Source organism: Paraburkholderia dipogonis (genome assembly GCF_046027395.1).
GTDB lineage: Bacteria > Pseudomonadota > Gammaproteobacteria > Burkholderiales > Burkholderiaceae > Paraburkholderia > Paraburkholderia dipogonis_A.
In genome coordinates, this window is record NZ_JAQQEG010000061.1 from 1 (window position 1) to 24,343 (window position 24,343).

The window sequence follows — 24,343 nt, forward strand, 5'->3', positions numbered from 1 at the left end:
CCCGCATGCAGGCGGCGGTTGAAGAACAAAGAACCGCGAACTGCCTGCACAACCGTACGTCGCTGGGGACCTCGCCGCGATTTATGAGTTCATAGCCAGCGACTTCAAAAAAGCGCTCCGCAGTCGTGGTCAGCAGCCAGACCTCAAGTCGTCCAAGTGAGCGTGCGTTATCTTCGAGTCGCGCCACCATTTCGCGGGCGACGCCTGTGCCACGTATCTCTGACGTAACCGCGAGTGACCGCAGGAGCACGCCGGAGCCGAGTGGTTCTAGTCCGGCGCTGCCAACAATCGAACCGTCGGTATCTTCGGCCACAAGGAAACCCTCGATAAGCCATCCTGTCACGTCGTCTACGGGCAAGCCATTCGCGCGCAACAGGGTTTGGATCTCGACCAGATCGGCGGCGTCCGCATTCCTAATCTGCATGGTGCACCCTCACTCAAAATTGACCTGATGTTCGGAGATGTAGTTTTCTGACGAGAAGCGCATCGCGAGGATGAACGCAACGGCCGAAACAAGGGATACCAGCAGCACTGTCCATTCAACGGGGAAATAGCTGCGGCCGCTTGCCCAGATCGAGGCAGCAGAGATTGGCGCGATGCCCTTGGCGATGTTCGAGGGCATCGAGAGCAGCCCGCTAACGGCCCCGTACCCTTCCGTCCACATCACGCCCTGCACAATTGTCCCGCGCAGGATCGTCATCATGCCGTTCGCACCGCCGTAGATGATTGCGAACAGGATCAGCTTTTCTGGTGACGTGCCGGCGCACATGAGAACAACGACCGACGCTGGAAACGCCGTCGTAATCACGATGCCGACAATTGACGGACGAACATTGCGGCCAACCGCGAACCACAGAACACGCGCAAAGACCTGCGCCGGGCCAATGACGGCCATCGTTATCAGAATCAGCGCTGGCGGCACCCGCCGCTCCATCATGAGCGGTACCAGGTGAAAGGTTAACGCCGCAAATGTCGCGTAGTAGGCTGTGAAGCACACCGCAAGCGCCCAGAACGTCGGTGTCCGCAGGGCACGCCTTGTTGCCGCTGCATTGGTCGCCTTCAGCGCAACCCTATACATCGCATCGTCTTCGTGCGGTGCATCGCGGCCAACTGCGAAAAAATGAACTGGCAGGCAGACCGCGAGATTCAGTGCAGCCAACACCAGGAGCGCCTCCCGCCAGCCAAACCAGTCCACGAGGCCCTGCGTCAGTGGAATAAAAACAGTACTGGCGAATCCCGCCACCAACGTTATGAGCGTGATCTTTGTTCGGAAGCTGTCGGGATAATCGCGCGTCACCACCGCGAACACGGGATCGTATAGCGTCGCGGCCATTGCGACTCCCAAGCCTATCCAGACAACGAACAGGGTTGCGATGCTTTCCGCCTGCGACCAGAGCGCCAGCATGGCTGCAGCAAGCAGGGAGCCGCAGACCATGACGCGCCGCCCGTGGCCGTGATCGATCCACGTTCCCACCGGATAAGCCGCCAGTCCCGAGACCAGCAGACCAACCGAGAGCGCCGCGTTGGTTGCCGTCCGGCTCCAGCCCATCGCGCTCTCCATCGGCACGACAAAGAGTGAGAATGCGTAGTAGATTGCCCCCCACGAGACCAGTTGCGCCGCTGCAAGCGCACAGATCGCGACGGTACCGCTATTCGGCTTCGCTGTCGTCGGTGTCGGCATTGGCGGCGTCGGTTTCATGATCCATGGCCGTCGCGGCCAGTTGCTCCGCAAGTTCGGGATGGGCTTCCTTGCGTTCGCTGTAGCGATCAGTGAGATATTCCGAACGGTCCCGCACGATCAGCGTGAACTTGTACAGTTCTTCCATGACATCGACCAGGCGGTCATAGTACGCGGACGGCTTCATCCGTCCGTCTGCGTCGAATTCCTGCCATGCCTTCGCCACCGATGACTGGTTGGGGATCGTCACCATGCGCATCCAGCGCCCTAACACGCGCAGTGCGTTCACTGCATTGAACGACTGTGACCCGCCGCACACCTGCATTACCGCGAGCGTGCGCCCCTGGGTGGGACGGACACCGCCGCTCTCCAGCGGTAGCCAGTCGATCTGGTTCTTGAACACGGCGGTTAGCGTGCCGTGACGTTCCGGACTGCACCAGACCTGACCCTCCGACCACTCCGACAGTTTGCGTAGTTCTACGACCTTTGGATGATCCGCAAGAACGCTATCCACAATGGGAAGCCCATGCGGGTCGAACACTCGCGTCTCGGCGCCAAAGTGACGCAGGATACGTTCAGCTTCGAGTGTCAATTGACGGCTATAAGACGTGGGACGCAGGGACCCATAGAGTAGAAGAATCCGCGGCGCGTGCTCCGACACTGCGCGTGGCGTGAGTTTCTGCAGGTCGGGCGTATCGAGATGGGGACCGCTGATGTTTGGCAGGCCGTTTATCACTTTCTGACTCTCCGGCCTTCGTCGTCAATTACTACCTCGCCATCTTCCTTCGTGAAAGGCTTGTTCAGTATGTCGGGCAAGATTTCGAGAACGAGTTCGGAGGGACGGCAGAGGCGCACGCCACGCAACGTTACAACGAACGGACGATTGATAAGGATCGGATGTGCCAGCATCGCGTCAAGCAAATGCTCATCGCTCAGCGAAATGTCACCGAGTCCGAGGTCCTCGTAGGGTGTGCCTTTCTCGCGCAGCGCGGCGCGCACAGTGAGGCCTGCACTCCCGATCAGCGCCTTTAGCGTGTCACGATCAGGAGGAGTATTCAGATACTCAATGATCTCCGGTTCAATGCCCGCGTTGCGGATCATGGCCAGCGTGTTCCGTGACGTGCCGCAGTCCGGGTTGTGATAGATCGTGACGCTCATGACTTGTGTCCCTTGAGGCTGTTGCCTGCTTCATACCAGTGCTGCGAGCGGTTGACCACGCCGACGACCAGCAGCATGACGGGCACTTCAATCAGCACGCCAACTACTGTCGCGAGCGCTGCACCTGACTGGAAGCCAAACAGACTGATAGCGGTGGCTACCGCGAGTTCGAAAAAATTGCTCGCACCAATCAGGCTCGATGGTCCTGCTACGCAATGTGCGACGCCGAGTCGGCGATTGAGCAGATACGCAAGGCCGGAATTGAAAAACACCTGAATCAGAATCGGGACCGCCAGCATCGCGATAACGAGCGGTTCCCTGACGATGGCCTGCCCCTGAAACGCGAACAGCAGCACCAGCGTCGCCAGAAGCGCGCAGATCGAATACGGACCGAGATGCGCGATAGTCCGTTGGAAATGAGCCTCGCCTTTTGCAAGCAGTCGCCTGCGCAGCACCTGGGCAAGGATGACGGGAATGACGATGTACAGGCCGACAGAGATAATCAGCGTGTCCCACGGCACTGTGATAGCGGACAGGCCCAGCAGCAGCGCGACAAGCGGTGCAAACGCTACGATCATGATCGAATCGTTAAGCGCTACCTGTGACAGCGTGAAGTACGGATCGCCCTTGCACAGTTGTGACCAGACAAACACCATCGCTGTACATGGCGCTGCAGCGAGGAGGATCAAACCAGCAATGTAGCTGTCGAGCTGGTCGGCAGGTAGCCACGGCGCGAACACATGACGGATGGAAATCCACCCTAGCAACGCCATCGAAAATGGCTTCACGAACCAGTTTACAAAAAGTGTCACGCCGATACCGCGCCACTGACTTTTCACCTGCGTCATGGCGGCGAAATCGATCTTGACGAGCATCGGAATAATCATCACCCAGATGAGTGCGCCGACCGGCAGGTTTACCTGTGCCACTTCCATGCGGCCGACTGCCTGAAAGAGTTGCGGAAGTAGCTGTCCGAGCAGAATGCCGCCAACAATGCAGAGCGCGACCCATACCGTCAGGTAACGCTCGAAAAAACCGATTGCCGGACCTGCTGCGCGGACCGCTGTGTCAGTGCTGCTCATTTCATTCCTGCGATAGTGACCACAGACTCAGCCGGAGTGCAGCAGGCTTTGGAGGCCTGTGTCTGTTCCTGCGAACGGAGGCGTGACGAGCCATACATGGAAGCGGTATCCAGCGTGCGGAAGGTTTCCCATACAACTCCCTGCGGATCGACGGTCCACGCCTTGTCGGACTTCGCGTAGCAGCAGGTCGCGCCGATCTGGGTTTCGACTGGCAGTTGTGCCGCAGCGAACCGTGCGTTCATTTCCTCGAGTTCCGCGTCCGTTTCAACCTGGATGCCGATATGGTCGACGCCCGGTTTTGCGCCTCGTTTTGAGATTGCAAAGTTTATTGCCGGATCGGTCAGTTCCCACTTGCAGTAGTCGTCCTTCAGGACGGCGGGTTTGGCGTTGCCAAACATGGCGCCGTAAAACTGCATGCTTTCGTTGAGGTCGTCGACAGCGACGTGAATGTGCATTCGTTTCATGGTGCGTCTCCGCAACAGTTGGGAAGGTCGCTTGCTGCGCAGATCGTGCCAGCGCAACAGTTCTCAGTGAGGAAACCGATCAGACCCGTCATGGCATCGAAGTTCGCTGTGTAGATGACGAAACGCCCGTCCTGTCGCGGCTTCACGAGGTCTGCATGCGACAGATCTTTCAGGTGAAACGAAAGACTGGAAGGGGATAGCCCAAGCTGCTGCGCAATTTCGCCCGCAGCCATGCCGTCAGGCCCGGCTACGACCAACAGGCGAAAGATTGCGAGGCGCGATTCATGGGCTAAAGCGCTCAACGCGCGCACAACGAGGTTTGAGTTCATGCACGAAGAATAGATCATCCATTTCGATATTTCAAGTATTGTCGAAATGAAGAATGTATTGACCGGATGCCGTTAGCTAGATATGCAACCCACAACCGGAGGTTCTGCGGCTTCAGTCACGCATAAAGCGGCCGCTCAGAGAGCCAGCGCATCTGTCGCCTTCAGGGTCGAAGAGAGACTTTCGGGGAGCGACGCCGACTCGGGTGCGGGCCTCGCGTGAGCATTCGCGGCGCGCTTTCCTGACGTACGCTGCTAATAGCGGCGCGGGAACAAGTCGCAAGGCAGGTCGAAAGGAGTCTGACATGGCCGAACAGCACAAACCCGGCGAGAAGGTTCAGACGTCTGGGATCTACAAGGGTGAAAGCCACCGCATCCGCCGCTACGAACTGCTCGCCAATCCGGTGCGCCGCGAGAATCTCGCGAAAGTGCGCGACCTGATGCACGTCGCGCCGCGGTTCGACCCGCCATCCGACGACTTCGTCATCCAGGTCCGACCTGCCTTCATATGCCGGCACTGCGGTGCCCCGATGATCGTCATCGATATCGTGCGCGCGCACTGCACCCATTCGGGCGCCACCAATGTCGCGGGGCGCAACATGAACGCTACGGTTCTGTGCTTACCAGACCAAACGTCGGCTTTGCGGCAACGCGGCCTACGAGCGGACGTTTGCGCATGTCGCTTCATGGAGCCTCAGGCACATCCACTTCACGCACGCCATCGCGCGAAGGCACCCCATCGTCCAGGTGCCTGGGCAATTCCAGCCTCACGTTTGGACCATCTTGCCCGGGCACGGCTGAGGATGCCGGGCTATCAATCGCCATAGCCACGCAAACTTCCGACCTCTACGGACCACTCCGCGGTTTCCTCCCTCGAGGCTTATTCGACGCCTGCCCGCACGCGCCACCGCACGCTCACAGCCATGTGAATGAGGGCAAGCATCGAATAACCCTTAACGGCTATGGTCCGACGCGCGATGCGCGGCCTGCGAGTTCACACGTGCGATCGCGCAGCAGTTGAGCGTGGGCGATCCGGCGGCGGCCGGCGCATCTGGATAAAGGGTTTTTCTACGACGTGACGATTTTCGATGGTGTGACGAACGATATGTCGATTGCACAGGAGGAGATCTTCGGTCCCGTGGCAAGCGTGATCGGTTTCGATAGCGACGAAGAAGCGGTGCGGATTGCCAATGACAGCCGATATGGCCTGTATGGCGGCATTCATTCGCGCGATCCAGCGAAGGCTTACGACATGGCGCTGCGATTGCGCACCGGCGGGGTGGTGATCAACGGCGGTCTGTATTCGTTGATGGACGCCCCGTTCGGCGGATATAAGCGATCCGGGCTTGGGCGTGAATTCGGAGAGAAGTGGCTGGACGAGCATACGCAGGAGAAGTCGGTGCTGTTGCGGATTGGGGTTTGAGTGTGTTGGCGAGTTGGCCGGGCCTTCAGACAGGCGTTTGGCGCCCCTACATGCTGGAACATGCGTTCCTGAACTTTTGTTTTGACTCAGGTAGCTATCTTCAATGCGTAGTTGCTCGAACAATGTGCGGTGGTCGCTAAAACGTGCCTCCTCGCGTCGAATATTTTCTCTGCACCTGATCCCCTTTCCATCTTTTACGCCGGCTGGCTGCAATGTCCGGTGTCAGCTTGCGCAAAAGATTTTCGCGCACGTCGAGAAGCGCAGCAGTGTGACAGAGGTTCTTCGACGCAACCGCGTTGATAACTACAACGATCGCTCTTCGGTCGTAGGTTCGCCGACCTCGTCCGCTGTCTCCACATATATCGCACACTCGGGGCAATTCTCAGCCGCGAGCTCCGCCAACTCTTCCAATTCTTTCGGCAGTGTCGATTGAATTCGTACGATAGCGTAGCCACCACTGTCGAGTCCAAACAGTTCCGGGGCAAGCCGGCTGCAATTGTTGTGGCCGTGACAGAGGCCCGGCGTAATGCTTATCTTCATGGTTTTCACCTGCAGTGTGCGATATGAGATCGTGAAGACCCGCGACTGTTTCCGGCGATAGACGGCCGCGGCTGGCGTACCGTCACGAGCGGCCGTGAGGGCAATAGCGGACCTGAAGCGAACAGAACGCGTCGAGTCCCCATGGGCCGTTCTCTATGCCGATGCCGCTCCATTTCCAGCCACCGAACGGTAAATGCGGCTGCACGACCAGGTGCGTATTGACGTATGCGCTTCCGCAATCGAGCCGGGCGGCCACGCGTGCCGCACGCTCCTCGTCCGAGCTCCACACCGATCCGGACAATCCGTACGGCGTTGCATTGGCCCGTGCGATCGCTTCGTCGAGATCGCTGTAGCGCAGAACGGGTAACGCCGGACCGAACTGCTCTTCGTCGACGATGCGCATGCCCTCACGCGCCCCGTGCAAAATCGTCGGCTCGAAGAAGTAGCCCGGCCTGTCCATCGCGTGTCCTCCAGCGGCCGCCAGTGCGCCGTCAGCCAACGCATCGGCGACGAGGCTCGAGACCCGCTCGAACTGCGGCTTGTTGTTGATCGGACCTAGCTGCACGCCATCGTCCATGCCGTTGCCGACCCGTGCGCGACGGGCGCGCTCCGCGAGCGCATCGACCACTGCATCGTGCAGCCGGTCCGGCACGTAGACGCGTTTGATTCCCGCGCAAATCTGTCCGTTGTTCGTGAACGCTCCCCAGAAAATGCCCGCCGCGACACGTGAGGGATCGGCATCATCCAGCACGATCGCGGCGTCGTTGCCGCCCAGTTCGAGAGTGATGCGCTTCAGATCCGGAGATGCCGCAGCGGCGACCGCTTTGCCCGTTGCGACGGATCCTGTAAAGCTGATCTTGCGAACCGTCGGATGACCGGTCATCCACGCACCCAGCGCATCGCCGCCGCTGACCACGTTCAGTACGCCAGGTGGCAAATGCCCGGCGATGATTCGCCCAGCGGCGAGTGTCGACAATGGCGTAAACGGCGAAGGCTTCAACACGATCGTATTGCCCGCGAGCAGTGCGGGTGCGAGCTTCATCCCGAGAAGAAGCAACGGGAAATTCCACGGCGTGATCGCGGCGACGACGCCCAGCGGACGGCGCACGAGCACTGCCTGACCCCGTGCATCGTCCTGGAGCGTCTCTGGCTGCAGCGGCAGCTCCGCGAAATAGCTGAACCAGCGAGCGGTCTCGGTCACTTCGAAGGCGGCCGCCACGAGCGGCTTGCCTTGTTCTTTTGTCACCAGTTCAGCAAGCTCCAGTTGTGCCGCGATCAATGCATTAGCGATGCCTTGCAGCGCCGCGCGGCGCGCGCTGTCGTCGCTCGCGCCCCACGACACGAAAGCGCGCGCCGCACTGGCCATCGCGTCGTCGAGCTGATCCTGGGTGCATTGTGGGGCTTGCGCAAAGACCTCGCCGGTGGCGGGATTGACGACGTCGAACCACGAGGCAGCGGTCGTCTCGCCGCCGTCGATCGTCATGTTGTAGAGGTTCATGAAAACTCCAGATTGGAAATGGGTGGCGTTGCGTTCGGTCAGAACCGCAGGACGGCGCGTGCGCCGCGTCCAGATGCGCAGTAGTCGAGTGCGTCGTTGACGGCGGGAAACTCGAACGTGCGGGTCACCAGTTCGTCGAGCTTCAACAGTTTCTGTTCGTAGAGACCAATCAGGCGTTGCACTTCGCGATGGACATGCGCAGAACCGTAAAGGGAGCCGCGAATGGTTTTCTCGGTCATGACGATGCCGGTAAACGACGGCACGTTGACCACCACGTCGTCGGGGCCCGCGCCGACCAGCACGGCACGGCCGCCACGCCGCGTCATGCGGATCGCGTCGCGCACTGTGTCCTGATGGCCGACCACCTCGATGGCGGCGTCCACGCCGCGTCCCTCGGTCGCCTTGCGAATCTGGCGGATCAGTTCGGCGCCTGGCTGTAGCGTCAGCGTCGCGCCGAATTCACGGGCGAACGCGAGCCGTTCCTCACTCGGATCGATCGCGATGATCTGGCTCGCGCCGCTGATACGCGCGCCTTGTATCGCGTTTAGACCGACGCCGCCGCAACCGATCACTGCAATCGATTCGCCCACCGCGACGCGGGCCGTGTTGACCGCCGCGCCGAACCCGGTCAGCACGCCGCAACCGATCAGCGAAGCTGGGGCGAGATCCATCTCGGCCGGCAGTTTGACAGCGGCGCGGGCGGGCACGACGCAATGCCTCGAGAAGGTGCCGAGCCCGGCCATGTGGTAGACCGGCTCGCCGTTCCATCGGTAGCGAGTCGTGCCGTCAGCCATCGTGCCGCGCGCCATCGCCGCCGTGCCCGAGTCGCACAGCGACGGCTGCTCGTGCTGGCAGTAGAAGCATCGGCCGCACTGGGTGAGCCAGCTCAACACGACGCGATCGCCTGCGGCGAGTTCGGTCACGTCTTCGCCAACTTCGACGACCGTGCCGGCGCCTTCGTGACCGAGAACGACGGGCAATGGATTGGGCAGGCGCCCGGTGAAGACGGACAGATCGGAATGGCAGACACCCGATGCACCGATTGCGACGAGCACTTCGCCGGCGCGCGGCGGTTCGAGATCCAGATCGATCATGCGGATCGGTTCGCCCGGACGGGTGAGGACGGCGGCTTGCGTTTTCATAAGTGAGGATGTTTCCGCGGAGAGGAGAGAGACGATGCGCAGGTATGCCGGCCAGTCAGCGATCGACAGCGATCAGAACCTGTTCCGGTCCGCGCGTTTGACCGGCGGTCCATTCGACTGCGTCCGGCGCGGTGAGGTGGAAATTCGGTATGACACGCAACCATTCTTCGAGCGCCACGCGCAATTCGAGGCGCGCCACGTTCGAGCCGAGGCAACGATGCTCGCCAGAGGAAAACGTCAAATGACGATTGCGCTTGCGATCGAGTTTGACGGTGTCGGGCTCGTCGAACACGGCCGGATCGCGATTGGCGGCGGCCAGCGGCAGAATCACGCGTTCCTGCGCGGCAATGCAGCGGCCGTGCAGTTCGACCGGCTCCGAGGTCAGGCGCGCAATCGAAACCGGCGCATAAGCGCGCAACAATTCTTCGACCGCGGTCGTGCGCATCATGTCCGGCCGCGCCAACAGTTGCGCGCGATCGTCGGTGTGCGATGCGAGGTGCCACAGGCTTGCGCCCATCGCGCTCCACGTCGTGTCGGCACCAGCCAGAACGAGCAGGAACAGGCTGCCCAGCTTGTGCTTGCGACTGAGCGGTTCGCCGTTTAGCGTGGCATGGGCGAGATAGCTGATCAGATCGTCACCCGGCGCGCCCGCGCGTTCTTCGAGAAGCTTCTCCAGATACGCCAGCTTTTCTTGCACGACGGCGCTGCGCACCTTCTGGTCGAGCGGGCCAAGCCGCACCAGTCTGACGACCCAATCGACGAAACGGTTCTGTGCGTCGAGCGGGACCTTGAGAATGTGCGAAATCACCGAGAGCGCGAGCGGGCGCGCGAAATTGCCGACGGCATCGCCTTCACCTCGCTCGGCGATGGCGGTGGCGAGCCGGCGTGCTTCGTCGCGCACGAACGGTTCCAGTTCGGCGATCTTCGCGGGCGTGAAGAAAGGCGCGAGCAGATCGCGATGCGCCTTGTGGTCGTCAGGACTCGACGTGAGCGGCGGCAAAAAGAGTTCATGGCCGATCTCCGGGATCGGTCCGGCCACTTCGACGGCGCGTGACGAAAAGCGTGCGCCGTCGTGAGCGATGTCGCGCACGTCGTCATAACGGGTGACGACCCATGAGCCACCCCACTTGTCACTGTGCGCCACGGGGCAGCCGCCTTGCCGCATTGCAGCCCACAGTGCGTCTGGGTCGTTGGCGTAGTCGCCTGCGAAGATGTCGTAGCCGTCCTTTACGTTGCCTGCGTTCGTTGTGTCGCTCATGAGTGTCTCCAGTGTCGTTCCCTGTCACGTGCAGTTAACACTACATATAACAATCCAAAATGTCAAAGTGTGTAGAACGTTTTGTGTGGCATTCGAAGCGGCAGGATGCCTTCCGGCTGTCGTCGGAGATCGCCGATAACCTGCTGGCAAAGGTCGCCGCGCCGATGCCGCGTTTACACCTATCGAGGTTGACGCAAGCGATGAACTAGACTTGGTTATGTTCTACATAAAAATGAACATAGGAGCGTATTAGGTAGATTAAATTCTGTGTGCAGCGCGGTGTTCCTGCAGTCCGTAACAAACATGGCGCGCCACAGCCCGCATTCACTACAATCGATGGAGCGAAGCGATGGGCGTGGAGGTTGGATTGGCCGAGTCGTACTGGGCGAAAGACACATCGGTGGAGGTGCTGGACTGCACGCTCGGCGATCTGTTACGTAAAGCAGCGGCCGAGGTGCCCGAGCGCATCGCACTGGTCGAAGGAATCGAAGACCGCGCGGTGCGGCGGCGGTGGAGTTATCGCGCGTTGCTCGAAGCGGCCGAGCAGGTGGCGCATGCGCTGCTCTCCCGTTTCGCGTCCGGCGAGCGGATTGGGGTGTGGGCGCCGAACTGTCCCGAGTGGATCCTGTTGCAACACGGCGCGGGGCTCGCGGGAATCGTTCTGGTGCCGGTCAACCCGGCTTTTCTCGCGGACGAACTCACGCACGTTCTGAAGACGTCGGAAGTCGCTGGCGTCTTCTACGCATCGCTCTACCGCAATAACGATCTGTCGGCGGTCCTCTCGTCGGTGCGCGCGCGCCTGCCGCATCTGCGCGAAACGGTGTGTCTGAGCGACTGGGAGGACTTCGTCGATTCGGCCAGCGCGAGCACGCCGCTGCCGGCAATCGCTCCCGGCGACATGGTGCAGATTCAATACACGTCCGGCACCACTGGATTTCCCAAAGGCGCCTGTCTGCATCAACGAGGCATCGTCAACGCATCGCGCTTCGCTGCGTTGCGCGCGGGCTTCGGCGACGGCGGCGTGTGGATCAACGCGATGCCGTTGTTTCATGTGGGCGGCTGCGGGGTGTCCGCAGTCGGTGCGCTGGCGCAACGCGGGACCTTCGTGCTGATGCCGGGCTTCGATGCCGCGAAGATGCTGGAAATGATCGAAAGCGAACGGGGTACGGCCACGCTGGTCGTGCCCACAATGCTGGTTGCGATGCTCGATCATTCGGACCGGCCGCGCCGCGATCTGTCGTCGCTCAAGCTGATTCTCTCCGGCGCGTCGGCTGTTCCCGCCGCGCTCGTCAGGCGGACGACCACGACCTTCGGCTGCAAGTTTTCGATCCTCTTCGGTCAGACGGAACTGAACGGCGTCATTACGCAAACCGGCGGCGACGATTCGCCGGAGGATCAGGCCGAAACTGTAGGCCGTCCGTTACCGCAGATGGAACTGAAAATTGCCGACCCAATCTCGGGCGAAGTGCTGCCGCTCGATACGTCCGGCGAAATCTGCGCGCGCGGCTATCAGACCATGAAAGGCTATTTCAACGCGGCCGATGCGACCGGCGCCACGCTGCGCGAAGACGGCTGGCTTCATACCGGCGATCTCGGTGCAATGGATGAACGCGGCTATGTACGCGTCACGGGCCGGCTCAAGGACATGATCATTCGCGGCGGCGAGAATATCTATCCGCGCGAAATCGAAGAGGTGTTGTTCGATCATCCCGCCATTGCGCACGTGTGCGTGATAGGTCTGCCCGACGAGCGGTGGGGTGAGGTCGTGGCGGCGATCATACGGCTCTCGGCTAACGACGGGGCGGCTCCTGATGCGGCGCCCGCCGGCGCGGCATTCGTCGACAGCTTGCATGCGTGGTGCCGCAGCCGTCTCGCCGCCTACAAAACGCCTGCCGTCTGGTTTTTTATCGACGAATGGCCGCTCACCGCGAGCGGCAAAGTACGCAGGCATGTGCTGCGCGAGCAGATCCTCGGCGGCGGCCATCGCGGACTGGTTGCCACGAAGACGCCGGTGCGACCGGCCGGTTGAGCAGGCTAGCCTCATGACCGCACGCCTCGCCCTTGCGACAAACGCCTCGATGCGTGCCGCTTCCACAGATACCGCTGCGCGGCGCATGAGTTCCGGCAGCGCCCGTTCTTTGCTGCTCACTTTGCTCGGCGAATTCGTGCGGCCCGGCGGACGCGCGGTCTGGACCGCCACACTCGTTCACGCGATGGGCGGAATCGGGATCACGGAAAAGTCGGCGCGTCAGGCGATCGCGCGCGCGGGGGCGTCGGGATGGATCGAGGCGTACCGGATCGGCCGCGAGACCTGCTGGGCGCTGACCGCGCGCGGCCGCCGCATCATCGATGAGGGCGCGCAGCGCGTGCAGTCGATGAGCCGCACTGCGCTGTGGGACGGCCGCTGGCTGGTCGTCGCGATTTCGCTGCCGGAATCGCACCGGCCCGAGCGCATCAAGCTCTATCGCGCGCTGTCGTGGGCGGGTTTCGGCAATCCGATGCCGGGTATCTGGGTAAATCCGCACACGGAACGTGAAGAAGAGACGCATCGCGTGGTCGAGCAACTGGGTCTGGCCGCCTTCACGTGCGCATTCGCTGGGTCCGGGTTGCGTTTCGGTTTGACGGACCGGCAGTTGGTCGAAAAGTCATGGGACCTGGAGTCGGTCGCGGCACATTATGACTCGCTGCTCGAACAGTTCGGCAAGCTGCGGCCGCGCTCCGATGACTCGGTGCTGTTCACGCACGTCAAACTGGTGAACGCGTGGCAGCGCGTGCCGTTCATCGATCCAGGTTTGCCGGCCGCCTTGCTGCCGTCGCGCTGGCGGGGCCGCGAGGTGGCCGCGAAGCTCGAGTCGTTGCGCGAGCAATGGAGCGGCGCGGCGCATGCTCGTTGGGGCCAACTCGCGGGCGCCGCGCCGGTGCTCTGAGCGGCGTCGCGCCGACTCGTTGCGCTAGCGGTTGGTGATCCTGGTCGGCAGCAGGAACGTGAGCAGGCAGCCCAGCATGGCGAGCCCGGCGAATACCACGAGCCCGGCGCTGACGCTATGCGTGGCATCCTTGATCCAGCCTATGAGGAAGGTCGCGAAGAACCCACCGAGGTTGGCCACCGAGTTGATGAGCGCAATGCCTGCTGCCGCGGCGCGTCCTTTCAGCAGACTGCCGGGTATCGCCCAGAACACGGGAAACGACGCAAAAATGCATGCATTGGCGACGGTGAGAAGGGCGAGCGTGATGAACGTATTGTCGAGAAAGCGTGCCGCTATGGCGATGCAGACGCCCGCGGTGAACAGCGGAATGATCAGATGCCAGCGCCGCTCGCGATGTTTATCCGAACGTGTCGCGAGCACCAGCATCAACAGGATCGCCGCGAGGCTCGGGATCGCGGTGAGGAGGCCGATCCGCAGACTGCCTTGTACGCCCGACTCGCGAATAATGGTCGGCAGCCAGAAGCCGATCACGTAGATGATCAGCGCCAGCGTCATGTTGATCAAAGACAATACCCACACATAGCCGTTACGCAACGCCGGGCCGGCGCCTTCGTGCTTCAGCATCGGCGGATGGCGTGCCAGATCGCCGCGCAGCGCGTCTTTTTCGCTCGCAGTCAGCCAGGTCGCCGCCTGGGCGTCGCGCGGCAACAGAATCAGAACCAGCAGGCCGAGTGCGATCGATGGAATGCCTTCGAGAAAAAACAACCATTGCCAGCCCGTCCAGCCATGCACGCCGGCGGAGGCGCCCATGATCCAGCCTGACAGTGGGTTGCCGATCAAACTCGCGAGCGGCAGTCCCATCAGAAACAGCCCGACTGCGCGGCCACGCAGGTCCGGCGGATACCACTGCGTCAGATAGAGCAGTACACCGGGCAGAAAGCCGGCCTCGGCCGCGCCGAGCAGGAAGCGCACGATATAGAACTGAGTCGGTGTCGTCACGAGCAACGTGCACATCGACAACGCGCCCCACGTGATCATGATGCGGCTGATCCACAGCCGCGCGCCGAAGCGGTGTAGCAAGAGATTGCTCGGCACTTCCAGCGCGACGTAGCCGACGAAAAACAGGCCCGCGCCGAGCCCGTAAACTGTTTCGCTAAACTGCAGATCGACTGACATCTGTAACTTCGCCAGACCGATGTTGATGCGGTCGAGATATGCGGCGAGATAACAAAGACACAGAAACGGGATGAGCCGCCAGGTGATCTTCCGGTATATCGACGCCGTCGTTGCTACGGGCAACGCGATGCCGGGCGCTTCATAAGTCGGTTGCATGTGGTTTTCCTTTGAGCTTGCACGTGCGGTGGCGGGAGGGAAAAAGGAGCGACACCGCGTGACCTAGAATTTGTGCCGCAGACCGACGCGTACCGCGAGCTGATTGGTCGTGGAGGAAGCCGGCAGCGAGTACAGGTTGGCCACCTTGGCATCGCCACCCGCATGCTGATAAGAGACCGACGTGTAGACGTCAGTGCGTTTGGAGAGGAAGTAATCCACGGTGCCGCTGACTTGCTGGTACTTCGGCTTCATGCCGGAATCCACCAGCTTGACGTTGCTCTGTGCGAGCGCGGTGGTCAGAAACAGTGCGGGACTCGCCGCGTAACTGCCGAAGACTTCGAAGTTGTCGACATTCACGGGCGAGGTGGTGACGTCGAAACGCACATGGCTGTAGGTCGCGCCGACGGTGAACTTGCCGATCTGGTAGTTGCCGGAGACGACCGCGATCTGTTGTTTGAGCACGGTACCGGTCTCGTAGAGCGCCGGGAGCGACGGATAATCCGAGCCGGAAGTCCCGGACATGCCCACCGCGCCCGTCGTGTTGCCGGCCGGCTGGCTCAACGCCTCGTATGCAGCGGCGATTGAAAACGCGCCGTGTTTATAGCTTGCTCCGACGTTCCATGCCCGGTTGGTCGCGAACGAGCCCGCCTCGTTGCCAAACGCGTAAATACCGCCGAACGAAAAACCGCCGTAGCTCGGACTGATGTATTTCACCGCGTTGCTAAGGCGGAACGTGTGCTGGAGGTTGTCGTTATCCTGAATGTGTCCGGAATAGACCCCGAGATAGGGAACCGAACTGACCGGGATCACAAAATCTGCGACAAGGTCGTATTGCCGGCCGACCGACACCGTGCCGTACTGATTCGACAGGCCAAGATACGCTTGCCTGCCGAATTCGCGGCCGCCTTGCATGAAAGTGCCGTCGAACAGGTTGAAGCCGCTTTCCACCACCGCGACGCTTTTCAATCCACCGCCCAGGTCTTCTGTGACGCGCAGTCCCCAGGCGTCGCCCTGCATCACGCTGCTGGCGGTTTGCCAGTTCGATGATCCTTTCTGATTGTTGGTATAGGTGAGGCCCGCGTCGATCAGGCCATAGAGCGTCACCGTCGCGTGCGCGGCGCCTGTGAACGCAAGACAGGTCATGCCGAAAGCAATCTTCTTCATCAACGTCTCCAAATGATCAAGATTTTTTTGTTATACGTAGGACTAAGGATATTGATCTGGCGTGGCGCTTTGCGTAGCCGCGATTCGTTCGTCGCGGAACATGGGTCGTTTGCGGAGCGCTTCTAATGTGCTACATTATGCGATAACAATTTACATCGCATGTAGCATTTATGCAGCGACGTGTTTACCCTTAAACGCCGATTGCCGGTGTCGGGGAATGCGCTCGCCAATCCACCATGGAGCAGGGACACATGAAGCTCAATCCGTTCATCGATCTGCTGGGTGCAAGGGTCGAAGTGTGGCGTGACGGCTATGCCGAGATCGTTTTACCGGTCACGCCGAGCCTGCTGAATTCCGGTGGCATTCTGCACGGCGGTGTGACCGCCGCGCTGCTGGATTCGGTGTGCGGTCTCGCGGGTCTGTTCAATCGTGAAGAGGGGAAGCAGCGCGTCGGCTCGACCCTCTCGCTGACGCTGTCGTATCTGGAGAAGGGCGTGGGCACGCATATCGTCGGCAAGGGCTATGTTCAGCGCGAAGGCCGTTCAGTGTTCTTTGCCAACGGCGAGGCGTGGACCGATAGCGGTGTGCTTATCGCCACCGCGCAAGGCGTGTTTAGCCACGCCACGTTTGCGGCGTGAAGCAGAGGGCAGCGGCTCATGTGGCACGCTTCGCGGCTTGACGTGTCCGTGGCAAACTGCCTACCATCGGACGTTTTTAACGGCACTCTCAATTTTTACGTTCGTCAGATCAGGAACGCGGCATGGCAGATTCGTCTCACAACGCAATTGAATTCGGCGACGAAGCCGATACCGTAGAACGCGTCACGCCGGGCAGCGCTCGCTCGCTTCTGTTGACGCTGCTCGGCGAGTTCGTCGTGCGCGAGGATCGTCCCGTGTGGACGGCTACCTTGCTGCACGCATTAGAAGGTGTTGGCGTGGCCGAGAAAGCGGCTCGCCAGGCGATTGCGCGTGCGGCAACGGCAGGATGGATCGAGAATGCACGTGACGGCCGGCGCGCCAGTTGGTCGCTGACCACGCGCGGCCGCGATCTGATCGCAGCGGGCTCGCTGCGTGTGAAGTCGCTGGCGGGCGAAGCATGGAATGGTCATTGGCTGGTCCTGCATCTGTCCTTGCCCGAGACGCATCGCACGATGCGCGTCAAAGCCTATCGCGCGCTGAGCTGGTTGGGCTTCGGCAATCCATCGCCAGCGCTGTGGGTCAACCCTCACGTGAACAGGCAGGCTGAAACGAAGGCGGTACTTGCGGAGCTGGGCCTGTCGGGCGTGGCCTTCGGGTTTGTCGGCAAATCATTCGATCTCGGCGTGAGCGATGCCGAACTGGCCCAACGCGCATGGAATCTCGACGCCGTGTCGGAGCACTATCGCGAACTCGCATCGACCTTCCAGAAAATGCGGCCGCGCTCCGACGACGCGATCCTGTTTGCGCACGTGCAACTGGTCAATCAGTTGCAACGCCTGCCCTATATCGATCCCGGTCTGCCGGACATCCTGTTGCCGGCCGGTTGGCAGGGACGCCAGGACGCCGCGAAGCTGGGCACGATTCGGGCGCGCTGGCAGGACGCCGCCCACGCGAGGTGGACGGAGCTAACCGGCACCGCGCCCGCGCGGTAACCGGCCTCAGCAGTTGGGAGTGACACGCGAAGGCTCCGTGAGCTGCGTGTCACGCGGGCCGGCCGTTGCGTCGGCTGCGGGCCACTGCTCGACGAGTTCGCGCTTGAGAATCTTGCCTGACGCATTGGTCGGCAACGCGTCGTAGCGCAGCCACCAGCGGGACGGAATTTCGAAGCGACCGAGCGTCGTGCCCGCATGCGCCGCGAGATCGTCCGCGCGTAACGTCGCGCCCGGCCGCAGCACGATGGCGGCCGCCACTTCCTCGCCGAGATCGTCATGCGGCAATGCGACGACGGCGACTTCGAGCACATCCGGATGCGTAGCCAGGCAGCGCTCTACATGAGCCGACGCGATATTCTCGCCGCCGCGAATGATGATGTCTTTCGAACGGCCCACTACGTAGAGTCGATTCTCTTCGTCGAGACGGCCGAGGTCGCCGGTACGAATCCAGCCGTCCTTGTCGGCGATCGACGCTTCTTCGCCCCAATAGCGGCTAGCCGCTGAAGGCGTGCGCGCGCAGATTTCGCCCACGCCGTGCGGATCCGCTTTATCGATCCTGATCTCGACGACCGGCAACGGCCGGCCGACGCAACCAGGCCGGCCTTGCAACTCCGCACCGGATGCCGCGGCCAGCACCCCGCCCGCTTCCGTCAACCCATACAAGCTATTGACACGCTTCTTGATGAGCGGAAACGCCGCCTGAATTTTCGCGCGCAGTTCGGGTGAGACAGCGGCGCCTCCCATCGGGATCGATTTGACGCTGGAGGTGTCGTAGTCGGCGAAGTGCTCGAACTCGACCACGCGTGACACCATCGTTGGAATGCCGCCCCACACGCGTACGCGTTCCTGCTGGATCAGGCTCAATACCTTTTCGGGTGTGAAGCGGCCTTCCAGAAAAATCAGTGCGCCGCCGGACAGCAGCGTCGAGAAGCTGATCTGAATGCCCGACAAATGAAACAGCGGCACGGTCAGCAAGCTGGTCGTGCCGGCGTGGTCCGGGCCCAGTTCATCCGGCAGGCGGCCGGTCAGCACCAGCAGATTCTGGATGTTCGCGATCACGGCGCGATGCGACATCACTACGGCCTTGGCGGCGCCTGTCGTGCCAGAACTGAACATGAGAATGGCCGGGTCGTCTTCCGCAATATTCGCGTCGGGCAGATGAAACATCGCGTCGGCGCCATGTTCCGCGTGCAACTGATCGAAGGCGAGCCGTGTATAGCCGGCCGGAAAGGTGCGGTCGGCGGGACGGTCGGTGACGATGAGCGCGGGCTTCACCAGATCCACTGCGTGAGCCGTTTCCGTGTCGCTCCACCAGGCATTGCCGAGTGCGGCGACGGCGCCCAGACGCTGGGTGGCCCAGAACGCGAGCAGCCATTCGACGCTGTTGAAGCCGAGCAGCATCACGCGGTCGCCGGTCCGCACGCCGGCCGCGCGAAGCTGTGTCGCCACCACGCCGACGGCACGCGCATGCGTCTCGAAGCTGAGGCGCCGCTGTCCTTCGACGAGAAACGGCCGCTCACCCCAGCGCAGGCTATCGGTCAGCAATTCGGCGAGCGAGCGTGGCCGGTTTCGATAGGCGCGGCAGGCATGCTGATCGACCGTGATCGATTCGACATCGCGGCCCCAACGTTGGGATTGACCGGCTTCGGTCATGACTTCCGCCATTTTTTACCTCTGTGATTGGATAGAAAGCGCTGCGTGCGCGAGATGCATTGCGTGGTTCAGGAACCGGCGCACTGGCGCGCGGCGAGACCCAGCGCGCCGAGGACTTCTTCAGTGTGTTCACCCACGGCGGGCGACGCGGCCACGCGCGAACGTCGCTTGCCGTCGAAACGGATCGGCGCTTCAACCGATTTCACCGATGCCGAACCGGCGCCGGCGTCCACTTCAATCCATGCGCCCGTGGCGGCGGCCTGCGCGTCGTCGATCAGATCCGCCGGCGTTTGCACCGGCGCCCACCACACGCCGTGTTCGTCGAACACTTCGGCCCAATGCGCGAGCGGATGCGCGGCAAACGCGGCGTCGAGCATGGGAATGAATTCAGCGCGATGCTTCGCGATCGCCCGGGCGCTGTTGAAGCGCTCGTCGCCCAGCAAATCGCTGCGGCCGATCGCGGCGAGCACCGAGGGCAGATGGCGTTGCGCCTCCACACCCACCAGGAAGAACCAGCGGCCGTCCTGAGTGCGATAGGAGTTGTACAGCGGCGTACGCGATTCACCGCGCGGGTACGGCGGCTTGGGGTTGCCACCCATGGCTTGCACGCCGAGTTCGCCGCACAGCGCCCACATGCCGGTGCGCAATAACGAAGCCTCGACGAATTGGCCTCGGCCGGTGCGCTCGCGTTCCAGCAATGCCGCCAGCGTGCCGGTCGCCGCCGTCATCGCGGTGAAGCTGTCGCCGATGCCTTGCATCAGGGCGAGCGGCGCGCTGTCCTGCTGCGTGATCTCGTGCGAAATGCCGGTGCGCGCGAAGAAAGCCGCCACGTCATAACCTGGGCGGTTCTGGTCGGGACCCCCCCAGCCGTATGCGCTGACCGAGCAGTAAACGAGCCGCGGATAGCGCTCGCGAATCGCCTCGGGTGTCAGTTCGAGACGCATCAGTGCGTCGGGGCGCAAGTTGGTGAGCAACACGTCCGCGCTGGCCAGTAAGGCGTCGAACGCTTGCATGCCGGCCTCGGATTTGATTTCGAGCGCCACCGACCGTTTGCCGCGATTGGCCGCCAGAAACGCACCATTGGGCGTGTCGCTGCGCGCACCGAGCGATGAGAAGATTGCCCGCATCGGCTCGCCGCCTGGCGGTTCGATCTTGATCACATCCGCACCCCAATCGGCCAGCAGGCCGCCAGCGAGCGGGCCGGCCATCCAGTGCGCAAATTCGATCACCCGTATGCCAGCCAGCGGCTGTGCGCCTTGATCGTGCGGCGCTGCGTGGGCGCCGTGCGGTGTCTCGCTCATATCTGTTCTCCAGGGTTTTCCAGAAGCGTCCCGATCGATGAAGCCTGAAATGGCAATGCGGCACTTGCGAGGGATCGGGTTGGCCTTGAAAAAATACTACATTCGTTGATACTATTAGTCAAACGATGTAGCATTTATTCGGATGCTGGCGCAGTGGGCCGGATTGAACGGTCGACGGCCCTGTCCTCGCGGTTGGCAACCTTTTGCATGGAGCTATGTATGGAACCAGCGATCCTGGTCGAGAAAGACGGTCCGGTTGCGCGGTTGATCCTCAATCGCCCCGAAAAGCACAACGCGCTGAAGTTCGACGACCTCGACACGCTGGTCGAAGCGCTTCACGAAGCGGAGGCCGACGACGACATCAAAGTCATCATCCTGAAAGGGCGAGGGCAGTCGTTCTGCTCCGGGCACGATTACAACGACGCGGTGCGCTCATACGGGCTCGAAGCGACCGAACCCGGTGTGAAACCGCGCCGGCCGAGTCAGCGTTCGCGCTTGCTGCGCGATCGTAAGCTCGGCGAAAACTACATGGCGTTCCAGTATTCGCTGAAGCCGGTGATTGCGCAGGTGCAGGGATGGTGCACGGGCGCCGGGCTCTATCTGGTGGAACTGGTGGATCTCGCGATTGCCGCGGATGACGCCCGCTTCAGTCATTCGGAACAACGCCTCGGACTCGCCGGCAATACGTGGCATCTGAATACGCAGATCATGACCTATGGTCCGAAGAAAGCGCGTGAATTACTACTGCTGGGTGACAACTTCGACGGCCGCGATGCGGAACGCCTTGGCCTCGTGAATCAAAGCGTGCCGCAGGAGCAACTCGAAACCACCGTCGAAGACTGGGCCCGCCGCGTCGCGCAGCATCCACGCGACGCGCTCGTTACCGGAAAGGCGATGTTCCAGATGGCGCTCGACAGTCTCGGTGGCTCGCAGCAGTTCTATCGTGGCTATGTCGGGCACACACTCGGCACCAATCTTCGTCTCGAAGAAGACGAATACAACTTTTTGCGTGAGCGGCGTGACAAGGGCACCACTGCGGCCTTCAAGGAGCGCAACAAGGTGTTCGATTGATCGTCGAAGTTTTGCAAACATCAGCGGCACCGTGACCGAGAGCCGGTCGCACGCACAAAAGAGGAGACGAGAGCATGGATCTGCATGTCACGGAAACGAGCAAGGAAGATGGCGTGGCGATCGTGCGCCTGAGTCGCCCCGGTCGCGGCAATTCCTGGACGAAACGCATGAACGAGGAGTATCGCTGGCTGATGGCGAGTCACGACGCGGATCCAGAGGTGCGGGTCATCGTCGTGACGGGCGCGGGGCGGCAGTTTTGCGTCGGTGCCGATTTCAAGGCGCTCGATCACTATGTCGACGCAAAACAGGATTATGTGGAAAGCACCAATGCACAGGTGTTGCCACAACCGGGACATGGCGTGCGAGAGGAATTCGATCACGAGATGGTCTGGCACTGGGGCCTGCAAAAGCCTGTGATCGCTGCGATCAATGGCGCCTGCGCAGGCATTGCCGTTGCACTCGCGTCGTTCTGTGACCTGCGCTACGCAGTGAGCGGCGCCAAGCTCACCACCTCGACGCCGCGCCTGGGCCTGCCGGCCGAATACGGGCTCGCGTGGATTCTGCCGCGCATCGTCGGCCTGACGCATGCCATGGATATTCTGATCTCCGGCCGTGTGCTGGTTGCCGAGGAAGCGGACCGTATGGGCTGGTTGAACGGCGTGTTCGAAGCGGAAACATTCGAATCGCGGATCATGCAGATCGCCAGAGACCTTGCGAAGTCCACCTCGCCGATCGCGGTCAAAACCGCCAAGCGTCAGGTCTATGCCGAGTTGCTGAGCGCCAACGTAGGCGCTGCCGTCGAAGATTCGAAGCGGCTGATCGGCGAGTTGATGAAGGCGCCCGACTATCTGGAAGGCGTCAAGTCGATGCAGGAAAAACGCGCGCCGGCGTTCGCTGCGTTGGCGGCGCCGTGAACCGCGCAATCGGCTGTACGCTGAAAGGGGACACACGTGGTGCGGATCAGCAGTCTGCATCGACGTCGGGCAAGAGGGAGAAACGGGATGCAAGCTGAGTTGAAACTTGAAGAATCGTATTGGCCAGCGGACCGTGCGCCGGATTTGTGGGAAACCACACTGGGCGACGTGTTGCGTGACGCTGCACGGAAGGTGCCCGATCGAATCGCGTTCGTGGAAGGCAATGCCGCCACGAAGGCCACGCGTCGCTGGAGCTATCGCGAACTATTGAGCGCCGCCGAGCGCGTGGCGTTTGCCTTGTTGAAGCGCTTCGCTCCCGGCGACAGAATCGCGGTGTGGTCGCCCAATTCCGCCGAATGGATTCTGTTGCAGCATGGCGCGAATCTCGCCGGCTTGGTGCTCGTGACAGTCAATCCCGCCTATCTCGCCGACGAAGTCCGCCACGTTCTGCGCAGTGCCAGAGCAGCGGGAATATTCTTCACGGCGGCGTACCGCAATACCGATCAGCGGGCGATTGTCGGCGCGATTGCCCCGAGCTTGCCGCATCTGCGCGAGATGATCTGCTTCGACGACTGGGCGCAATTCTGCGAGGCCGGCGACACGCCGGTTGAATTGCCGCGCGTGCAGCCCACTGATATGGTGCAGATTCAGTTCACGTCCGGCACCACCGGCTTTCCGAAGGGGGCATGTCTACACCATCGCGGCCTGGTCAACGCATCACGTTTCGCATCGTTGCGCGCGAACTTTCCGGAAGGCGGTGTGTGGGTCAGCGCGATGCCGCTCTTTCATGTTGGCGGGTGCGCGGGGAGTCAGTTGGGCGCGTTCACACGGCTGGGCACTTTCGTGATGCTCACGCAGTTCGACGCTGCATTCATGCTCGAACTGATCGCCGCGGAGCGGGGCAATCACATTCATGCGGTGCCCACCATGGTGATCGCGTTGATGGAGCATCCGAGCCGGCCGCGACTGGATCTAACGAGTCTGAAGGTGATCATGAGCGGCGGCACACCCGTGCCGGCGCCGCTGGTGGTCAAGGTCATGCAGACCTTCGATTGCCGCTTCACCATCACGTTCGGGCAAACGGAACTGAACGGCGTCATCTGCCAGACCTTTCCCGACGACACACCGGAGCGCCAGGCTGAAACTATCGGGCGTCCCGCGCCGCAGATGGAAGTGAAGATTGCCGACCCGCAAACCGGCGCGACTCTGCCGCTCGGCCAGACCGGCGAGATCTGGGCGCGCGGCTATCAGTCCATGCTCGGTTATTTCGACATGCATGAAGCGTCGAAAAGCACGCTGCGCGAGGACGGCTGGCTGCGTACCGGCGACCAGGCGCGAATGGACGAGCACGGCTATCTGCGCATCACCGGGCGTCTGAAGGATTCGATCATCCGCGGCGGCGAGAACATCTATCCGAAAGAGATCGAAGACGTGCTGTGGACCCATGAGGCCGTTGCGCAGGTCGCGGTGGTCGGCGCGCCGGATTCGAAGTGGGGCGAAATCGTGGCGGCCGTGGTGCGCTTCAAAGACGACATACCGAAGCCGACCGCCGACGATCTGCACGCGTTCTGCCGTGCACGACTCGCGGCGTACAAGACCCCGGCGTTGTGGTTCTTCGTCGACGAATTTCCCGCAACGTCGTCGGGGAAGATTCAGAAATACAGGTTGCGCGAACAGATCGCGGCAGGTGAGCTGGTCAGCGAGCCACGCGTCGCCTCGCAAAGCGCAGTCCCGTCCGTAGCGAAGGCGTCGATCGCATAGAGACTCAACGCCGCTTGCGAA

Annotated in this window: 24 protein-coding genes; 9 read left to right on the forward strand and 15 right to left on the reverse strand. The window is 61.7% G+C overall.

Going from position 1 to position 24,343, the window contains the following annotated elements; all coding sequences use genetic code 11:
• From arsN2 to PQR32_RS38575, 7 genes are all read right to left on the reverse strand, one after another.
• A partial coding sequence (gene arsN2 / locus PQR32_RS38545; protein WP_408240049.1) for an arsenic resistance N-acetyltransferase ArsN2 occupies nt 1–424 on the reverse strand: 424 nt, incomplete at its 3' end.
• A 9-nt stretch (nt 425–433) separates the two neighbouring features.
• The gene (locus tag PQR32_RS38550; protein WP_408240128.1) at nt 434–1,681 is read right to left on the reverse strand and encodes an MFS transporter; all 1,248 of its coding nucleotides are present in this window, start codon (nt 1,679–1,681) and stop codon (nt 434–436) included.
• A complete protein-coding gene (gene arsH, locus PQR32_RS38555; RefSeq protein ID WP_408240052.1) occupies nt 1,650–2,414 on the reverse strand; it encodes an arsenical resistance protein ArsH in 765 nt (254 codons plus the stop codon). The genes PQR32_RS38550 and arsH overlap by 32 nt, the downstream gene beginning before the upstream one ends.
• On the reverse strand, nt 2,411–2,836 hold the full coding sequence (arsC, locus tag PQR32_RS38560) for an arsenate reductase (glutaredoxin) (RefSeq protein WP_408240054.1): 426 nt from the start codon (nt 2,834–2,836) through the stop codon (nt 2,411–2,413). Before arsC ends, arsH begins: the two co-directional genes overlap by 4 nt.
• Nucleotides 2,833–3,918, reverse strand: coding sequence for an ACR3 family arsenite efflux transporter (gene arsB, locus PQR32_RS38565; RefSeq protein ID WP_408240057.1), 1,086 nt, complete (start codon nt 3,916–3,918; stop codon nt 2,833–2,835). Before arsB ends, arsC begins: the two co-directional genes overlap by 4 nt.
• Entirely contained in the window at nt 3,915–4,382 is a 468-nt protein-coding gene (locus PQR32_RS38570) for an ArsI/CadI family heavy metal resistance metalloenzyme (RefSeq protein WP_408240060.1), read from the reverse strand. The genes arsB and PQR32_RS38570 overlap by 4 nt, the downstream gene beginning before the upstream one ends.
• Entirely contained in the window at nt 4,379–4,711 is a 333-nt protein-coding gene (locus PQR32_RS38575; RefSeq protein ID WP_408240063.1) for an ArsR/SmtB family transcription factor, read from the reverse strand. The genes PQR32_RS38570 and PQR32_RS38575 overlap by 4 nt, the downstream gene beginning before the upstream one ends.
• Before the next feature lie 302 nt (nt 4,712–5,013).
• Between PQR32_RS38575 and PQR32_RS38580 the strand changes: the two genes are divergently transcribed.
• Both PQR32_RS38580 and PQR32_RS38585 read left to right on the forward strand, forming a co-directional pair.
• Nucleotides 5,014–5,535: a hypothetical protein gene (locus PQR32_RS38580; protein WP_408240066.1), complete on the forward strand. Its 522-nt coding sequence runs from the start codon at nt 5,014–5,016 to the stop codon at nt 5,533–5,535.
• A gap of 224 nt (nt 5,536–5,759) precedes the next feature.
• Nucleotides 5,760–6,131, forward strand: a complete 372-nt coding sequence (locus PQR32_RS38585) for an aldehyde dehydrogenase family protein (RefSeq protein WP_408240131.1) — start codon at nt 5,760–5,762, stop codon at nt 6,129–6,131.
• Between the two features lie 303 nt (nt 6,132–6,434).
• Here PQR32_RS38585 and PQR32_RS38590 read toward each other — a convergent pair whose 3' ends face one another.
• The 4 genes from PQR32_RS38590 to PQR32_RS38605 all read right to left on the reverse strand — a co-directional run bounded on the left by PQR32_RS38590 (nt 6,435) and on the right by PQR32_RS38605 (nt 10,569).
• Nucleotides 6,435–6,671, reverse strand: coding sequence for a ferredoxin (locus PQR32_RS38590; protein ID WP_408240068.1), 237 nt, complete (start codon nt 6,669–6,671; stop codon nt 6,435–6,437).
• 82 nt (nt 6,672–6,753) lie between these two features.
• Entirely contained in the window at nt 6,754–8,169 is a 1,416-nt protein-coding gene (locus PQR32_RS38595; protein ID WP_408240071.1) for an aldehyde dehydrogenase family protein, read from the reverse strand.
• 38 nt (nt 8,170–8,207) lie between these two features.
• Complete coding sequence (locus PQR32_RS38600) at nt 8,208–9,311, reverse strand: Zn-dependent alcohol dehydrogenase (protein ID WP_408240074.1); 1,104 nt, start codon at nt 9,309–9,311, stop codon at nt 8,208–8,210.
• Between the two features lie 55 nt (nt 9,312–9,366).
• Complete coding sequence (locus PQR32_RS38605) at nt 9,367–10,569, reverse strand: cytochrome P450 (RefSeq protein ID WP_408240077.1); 1,203 nt, start codon at nt 10,567–10,569, stop codon at nt 9,367–9,369.
• Nucleotides 10,570–10,918: 349 nt separating this feature from the next.
• On the opposite strand from PQR32_RS38605, the gene PQR32_RS38610 reads away from it, so the two are divergent.
• Together PQR32_RS38610 and PQR32_RS38615 are read left to right on the forward strand one after the other, a co-directional pair.
• On the forward strand, nt 10,919–12,598 hold the full coding sequence (locus PQR32_RS38610) for an AMP-binding protein (protein ID WP_408240080.1): 1,680 nt from the start codon (nt 10,919–10,921) through the stop codon (nt 12,596–12,598).
• Nucleotides 12,599–12,683: 85 nt separating this feature from the next.
• Nucleotides 12,684–13,496, forward strand: coding sequence for a PaaX family transcriptional regulator (locus PQR32_RS38615; RefSeq protein WP_408240083.1), 813 nt, complete (start codon nt 12,684–12,686; stop codon nt 13,494–13,496).
• Nucleotides 13,497–13,520: 24 nt separating this feature from the next.
• On the opposite strand, the gene PQR32_RS38620 is transcribed toward PQR32_RS38615, so the two are convergent.
• The gene (locus tag PQR32_RS38620) at nt 13,521–14,828 is read right to left on the reverse strand and encodes an MFS transporter (RefSeq protein WP_408240086.1); all 1,308 of its coding nucleotides are present in this window, start codon (nt 14,826–14,828) and stop codon (nt 13,521–13,523) included.
• Nucleotides 14,829–14,891: 63 nt separating this feature from the next.
• Entirely contained in the window at nt 14,892–15,992 is a 1,101-nt protein-coding gene (locus tag PQR32_RS38625) for a porin (RefSeq protein ID WP_408240089.1), read from the reverse strand.
• 251 nt (nt 15,993–16,243) lie between these two features.
• Here PQR32_RS38625 and PQR32_RS38630 point away from each other — a divergent pair, with 251 nt between their 5' ends.
• Both PQR32_RS38630 and PQR32_RS38635 read left to right on the forward strand, forming a co-directional pair.
• Nucleotides 16,244–16,630 carry a PaaI family thioesterase gene (locus tag PQR32_RS38630; protein WP_408210360.1) on the forward strand — a complete coding sequence of 129 codons (387 nt, stop codon included), beginning with the start codon at nt 16,244–16,246 and terminating at the stop codon, nt 16,628–16,630.
• 122 nt (nt 16,631–16,752) lie between these two features.
• Nucleotides 16,753–17,622, forward strand: a complete 870-nt coding sequence (locus PQR32_RS38635) for a PaaX family transcriptional regulator (protein ID WP_408240092.1) — start codon at nt 16,753–16,755, stop codon at nt 17,620–17,622.
• A 6-nt stretch (nt 17,623–17,628) separates the two neighbouring features.
• Here the strand turns inward: PQR32_RS38635 and PQR32_RS38640 are convergent, their stop codons facing one another.
• The gene (locus PQR32_RS38640) at nt 17,629–19,287 is read right to left on the reverse strand and encodes a class I adenylate-forming enzyme family protein (protein WP_408240095.1); all 1,659 of its coding nucleotides are present in this window, start codon (nt 19,285–19,287) and stop codon (nt 17,629–17,631) included.
• A 56-nt stretch (nt 19,288–19,343) separates the two neighbouring features.
• Nucleotides 19,344–20,576 carry a CaiB/BaiF CoA transferase family protein gene (locus tag PQR32_RS38645; protein WP_408240098.1) on the reverse strand — a complete coding sequence of 411 codons (1,233 nt, stop codon included), beginning with the start codon at nt 20,574–20,576 and terminating at the stop codon, nt 19,344–19,346.
• A gap of 219 nt (nt 20,577–20,795) precedes the next feature.
• Here PQR32_RS38645 and PQR32_RS38650 point away from each other — a divergent pair, with 219 nt between their 5' ends.
• The 3 genes from PQR32_RS38650 (at nt 20,796) to PQR32_RS38660 (ending at nt 24,322) form a co-directional block, all read left to right on the forward strand.
• Complete coding sequence (locus PQR32_RS38650) at nt 20,796–21,647, forward strand: enoyl-CoA hydratase/isomerase family protein (RefSeq protein ID WP_159001107.1); 852 nt, start codon at nt 20,796–20,798, stop codon at nt 21,645–21,647.
• A gap of 74 nt (nt 21,648–21,721) precedes the next feature.
• Nucleotides 21,722–22,561 (forward strand): enoyl-CoA hydratase-related protein, encoded by an 840-nt coding sequence (locus PQR32_RS38655; RefSeq protein ID WP_408240101.1) that lies wholly within the window; start codon nt 21,722–21,724, stop codon nt 22,559–22,561.
• 87 nt (nt 22,562–22,648) lie between these two features.
• Nucleotides 22,649–24,322: an AMP-binding protein gene (locus PQR32_RS38660; protein ID WP_408240104.1), complete on the forward strand. Its 1,674-nt coding sequence runs from the start codon at nt 22,649–22,651 to the stop codon at nt 24,320–24,322.
• The last annotated feature ends 21 nt before the right edge of the window (nt 24,323–24,343 follow it).

What these genes read in the sequence shown, in the direction of transcription:
- PQR32_RS38550 (WP_408240128.1), bottom strand. Translation starts at nt 1,681, where the DNA reads ATGCCGACACCGACGACAGCGAAGCCGAATAGCGGTACCGTCGCGATC.
- arsC (WP_408240054.1), bottom strand. Translation starts at nt 2,836, where the DNA reads ATGAGCGTCACGATCTATCACAACCCGGACTGCGGCACGTCACGGAAC.
- arsB (WP_408240057.1), bottom strand. Translation starts at nt 3,918, where the DNA reads ATGAGCAGCACTGACACAGCGGTCCGCGCAGCAGGTCCGGCAATCGGT.
- PQR32_RS38570 (WP_408240060.1), bottom strand. Translation starts at nt 4,382, where the DNA reads ATGAAACGAATGCACATTCACGTCGCTGTCGACGACCTCAACGAAAGC.
- PQR32_RS38575 (WP_408240063.1), bottom strand. Translation starts at nt 4,711, where the DNA reads ATGAACTCAAACCTCGTTGTGCGCGCGTTGAGCGCTTTAGCCCATGAA.
- PQR32_RS38580 (WP_408240066.1), top strand. Translation starts at nt 5,014, where the DNA reads ATGGCCGAACAGCACAAACCCGGCGAGAAGGTTCAGACGTCTGGGATC.
- PQR32_RS38590 (WP_408240068.1), bottom strand. Translation starts at nt 6,671, where the DNA reads ATGAAGATAAGCATTACGCCGGGCCTCTGTCACGGCCACAACAATTGC.
- PQR32_RS38595 (WP_408240071.1), bottom strand. Translation starts at nt 8,169, where the DNA reads ATGAACCTCTACAACATGACGATCGACGGCGGCGAGACGACCGCTGCC.
- PQR32_RS38600 (WP_408240074.1), bottom strand. Translation starts at nt 9,311, where the DNA reads ATGAAAACGCAAGCCGCCGTCCTCACCCGTCCGGGCGAACCGATCCGC.
- PQR32_RS38605 (WP_408240077.1), bottom strand. Translation starts at nt 10,569, where the DNA reads ATGAGCGACACAACGAACGCAGGCAACGTAAAGGACGGCTACGACATC.
- PQR32_RS38610 (WP_408240080.1), top strand. Translation starts at nt 10,919, where the DNA reads ATGGGCGTGGAGGTTGGATTGGCCGAGTCGTACTGGGCGAAAGACACA.
- PQR32_RS38615 (WP_408240083.1), top strand. Translation starts at nt 12,684, where the DNA reads ATGAGTTCCGGCAGCGCCCGTTCTTTGCTGCTCACTTTGCTCGGCGAA.
- PQR32_RS38620 (WP_408240086.1), bottom strand. Translation starts at nt 14,828, where the DNA reads ATGCAACCGACTTATGAAGCGCCCGGCATCGCGTTGCCCGTAGCAACG.
- PQR32_RS38625 (WP_408240089.1), bottom strand. Translation starts at nt 15,992, where the DNA reads ATGAAGAAGATTGCTTTCGGCATGACCTGTCTTGCGTTCACAGGCGCC.
- PQR32_RS38630 (WP_408210360.1), top strand. Translation starts at nt 16,244, where the DNA reads ATGAAGCTCAATCCGTTCATCGATCTGCTGGGTGCAAGGGTCGAAGTG.
- PQR32_RS38635 (WP_408240092.1), top strand. Translation starts at nt 16,753, where the DNA reads ATGGCAGATTCGTCTCACAACGCAATTGAATTCGGCGACGAAGCCGAT.
- PQR32_RS38640 (WP_408240095.1), bottom strand. Translation starts at nt 19,287, where the DNA reads ATGGCGGAAGTCATGACCGAAGCCGGTCAATCCCAACGTTGGGGCCGC.
- PQR32_RS38645 (WP_408240098.1), bottom strand. Translation starts at nt 20,576, where the DNA reads ATGAGCGAGACACCGCACGGCGCCCACGCAGCGCCGCACGATCAAGGC.
- PQR32_RS38650 (WP_159001107.1), top strand. Translation starts at nt 20,796, where the DNA reads ATGGAACCAGCGATCCTGGTCGAGAAAGACGGTCCGGTTGCGCGGTTG.
- PQR32_RS38655 (WP_408240101.1), top strand. Translation starts at nt 21,722, where the DNA reads ATGGATCTGCATGTCACGGAAACGAGCAAGGAAGATGGCGTGGCGATC.
- PQR32_RS38660 (WP_408240104.1), top strand. Translation starts at nt 22,649, where the DNA reads ATGCAAGCTGAGTTGAAACTTGAAGAATCGTATTGGCCAGCGGACCGT.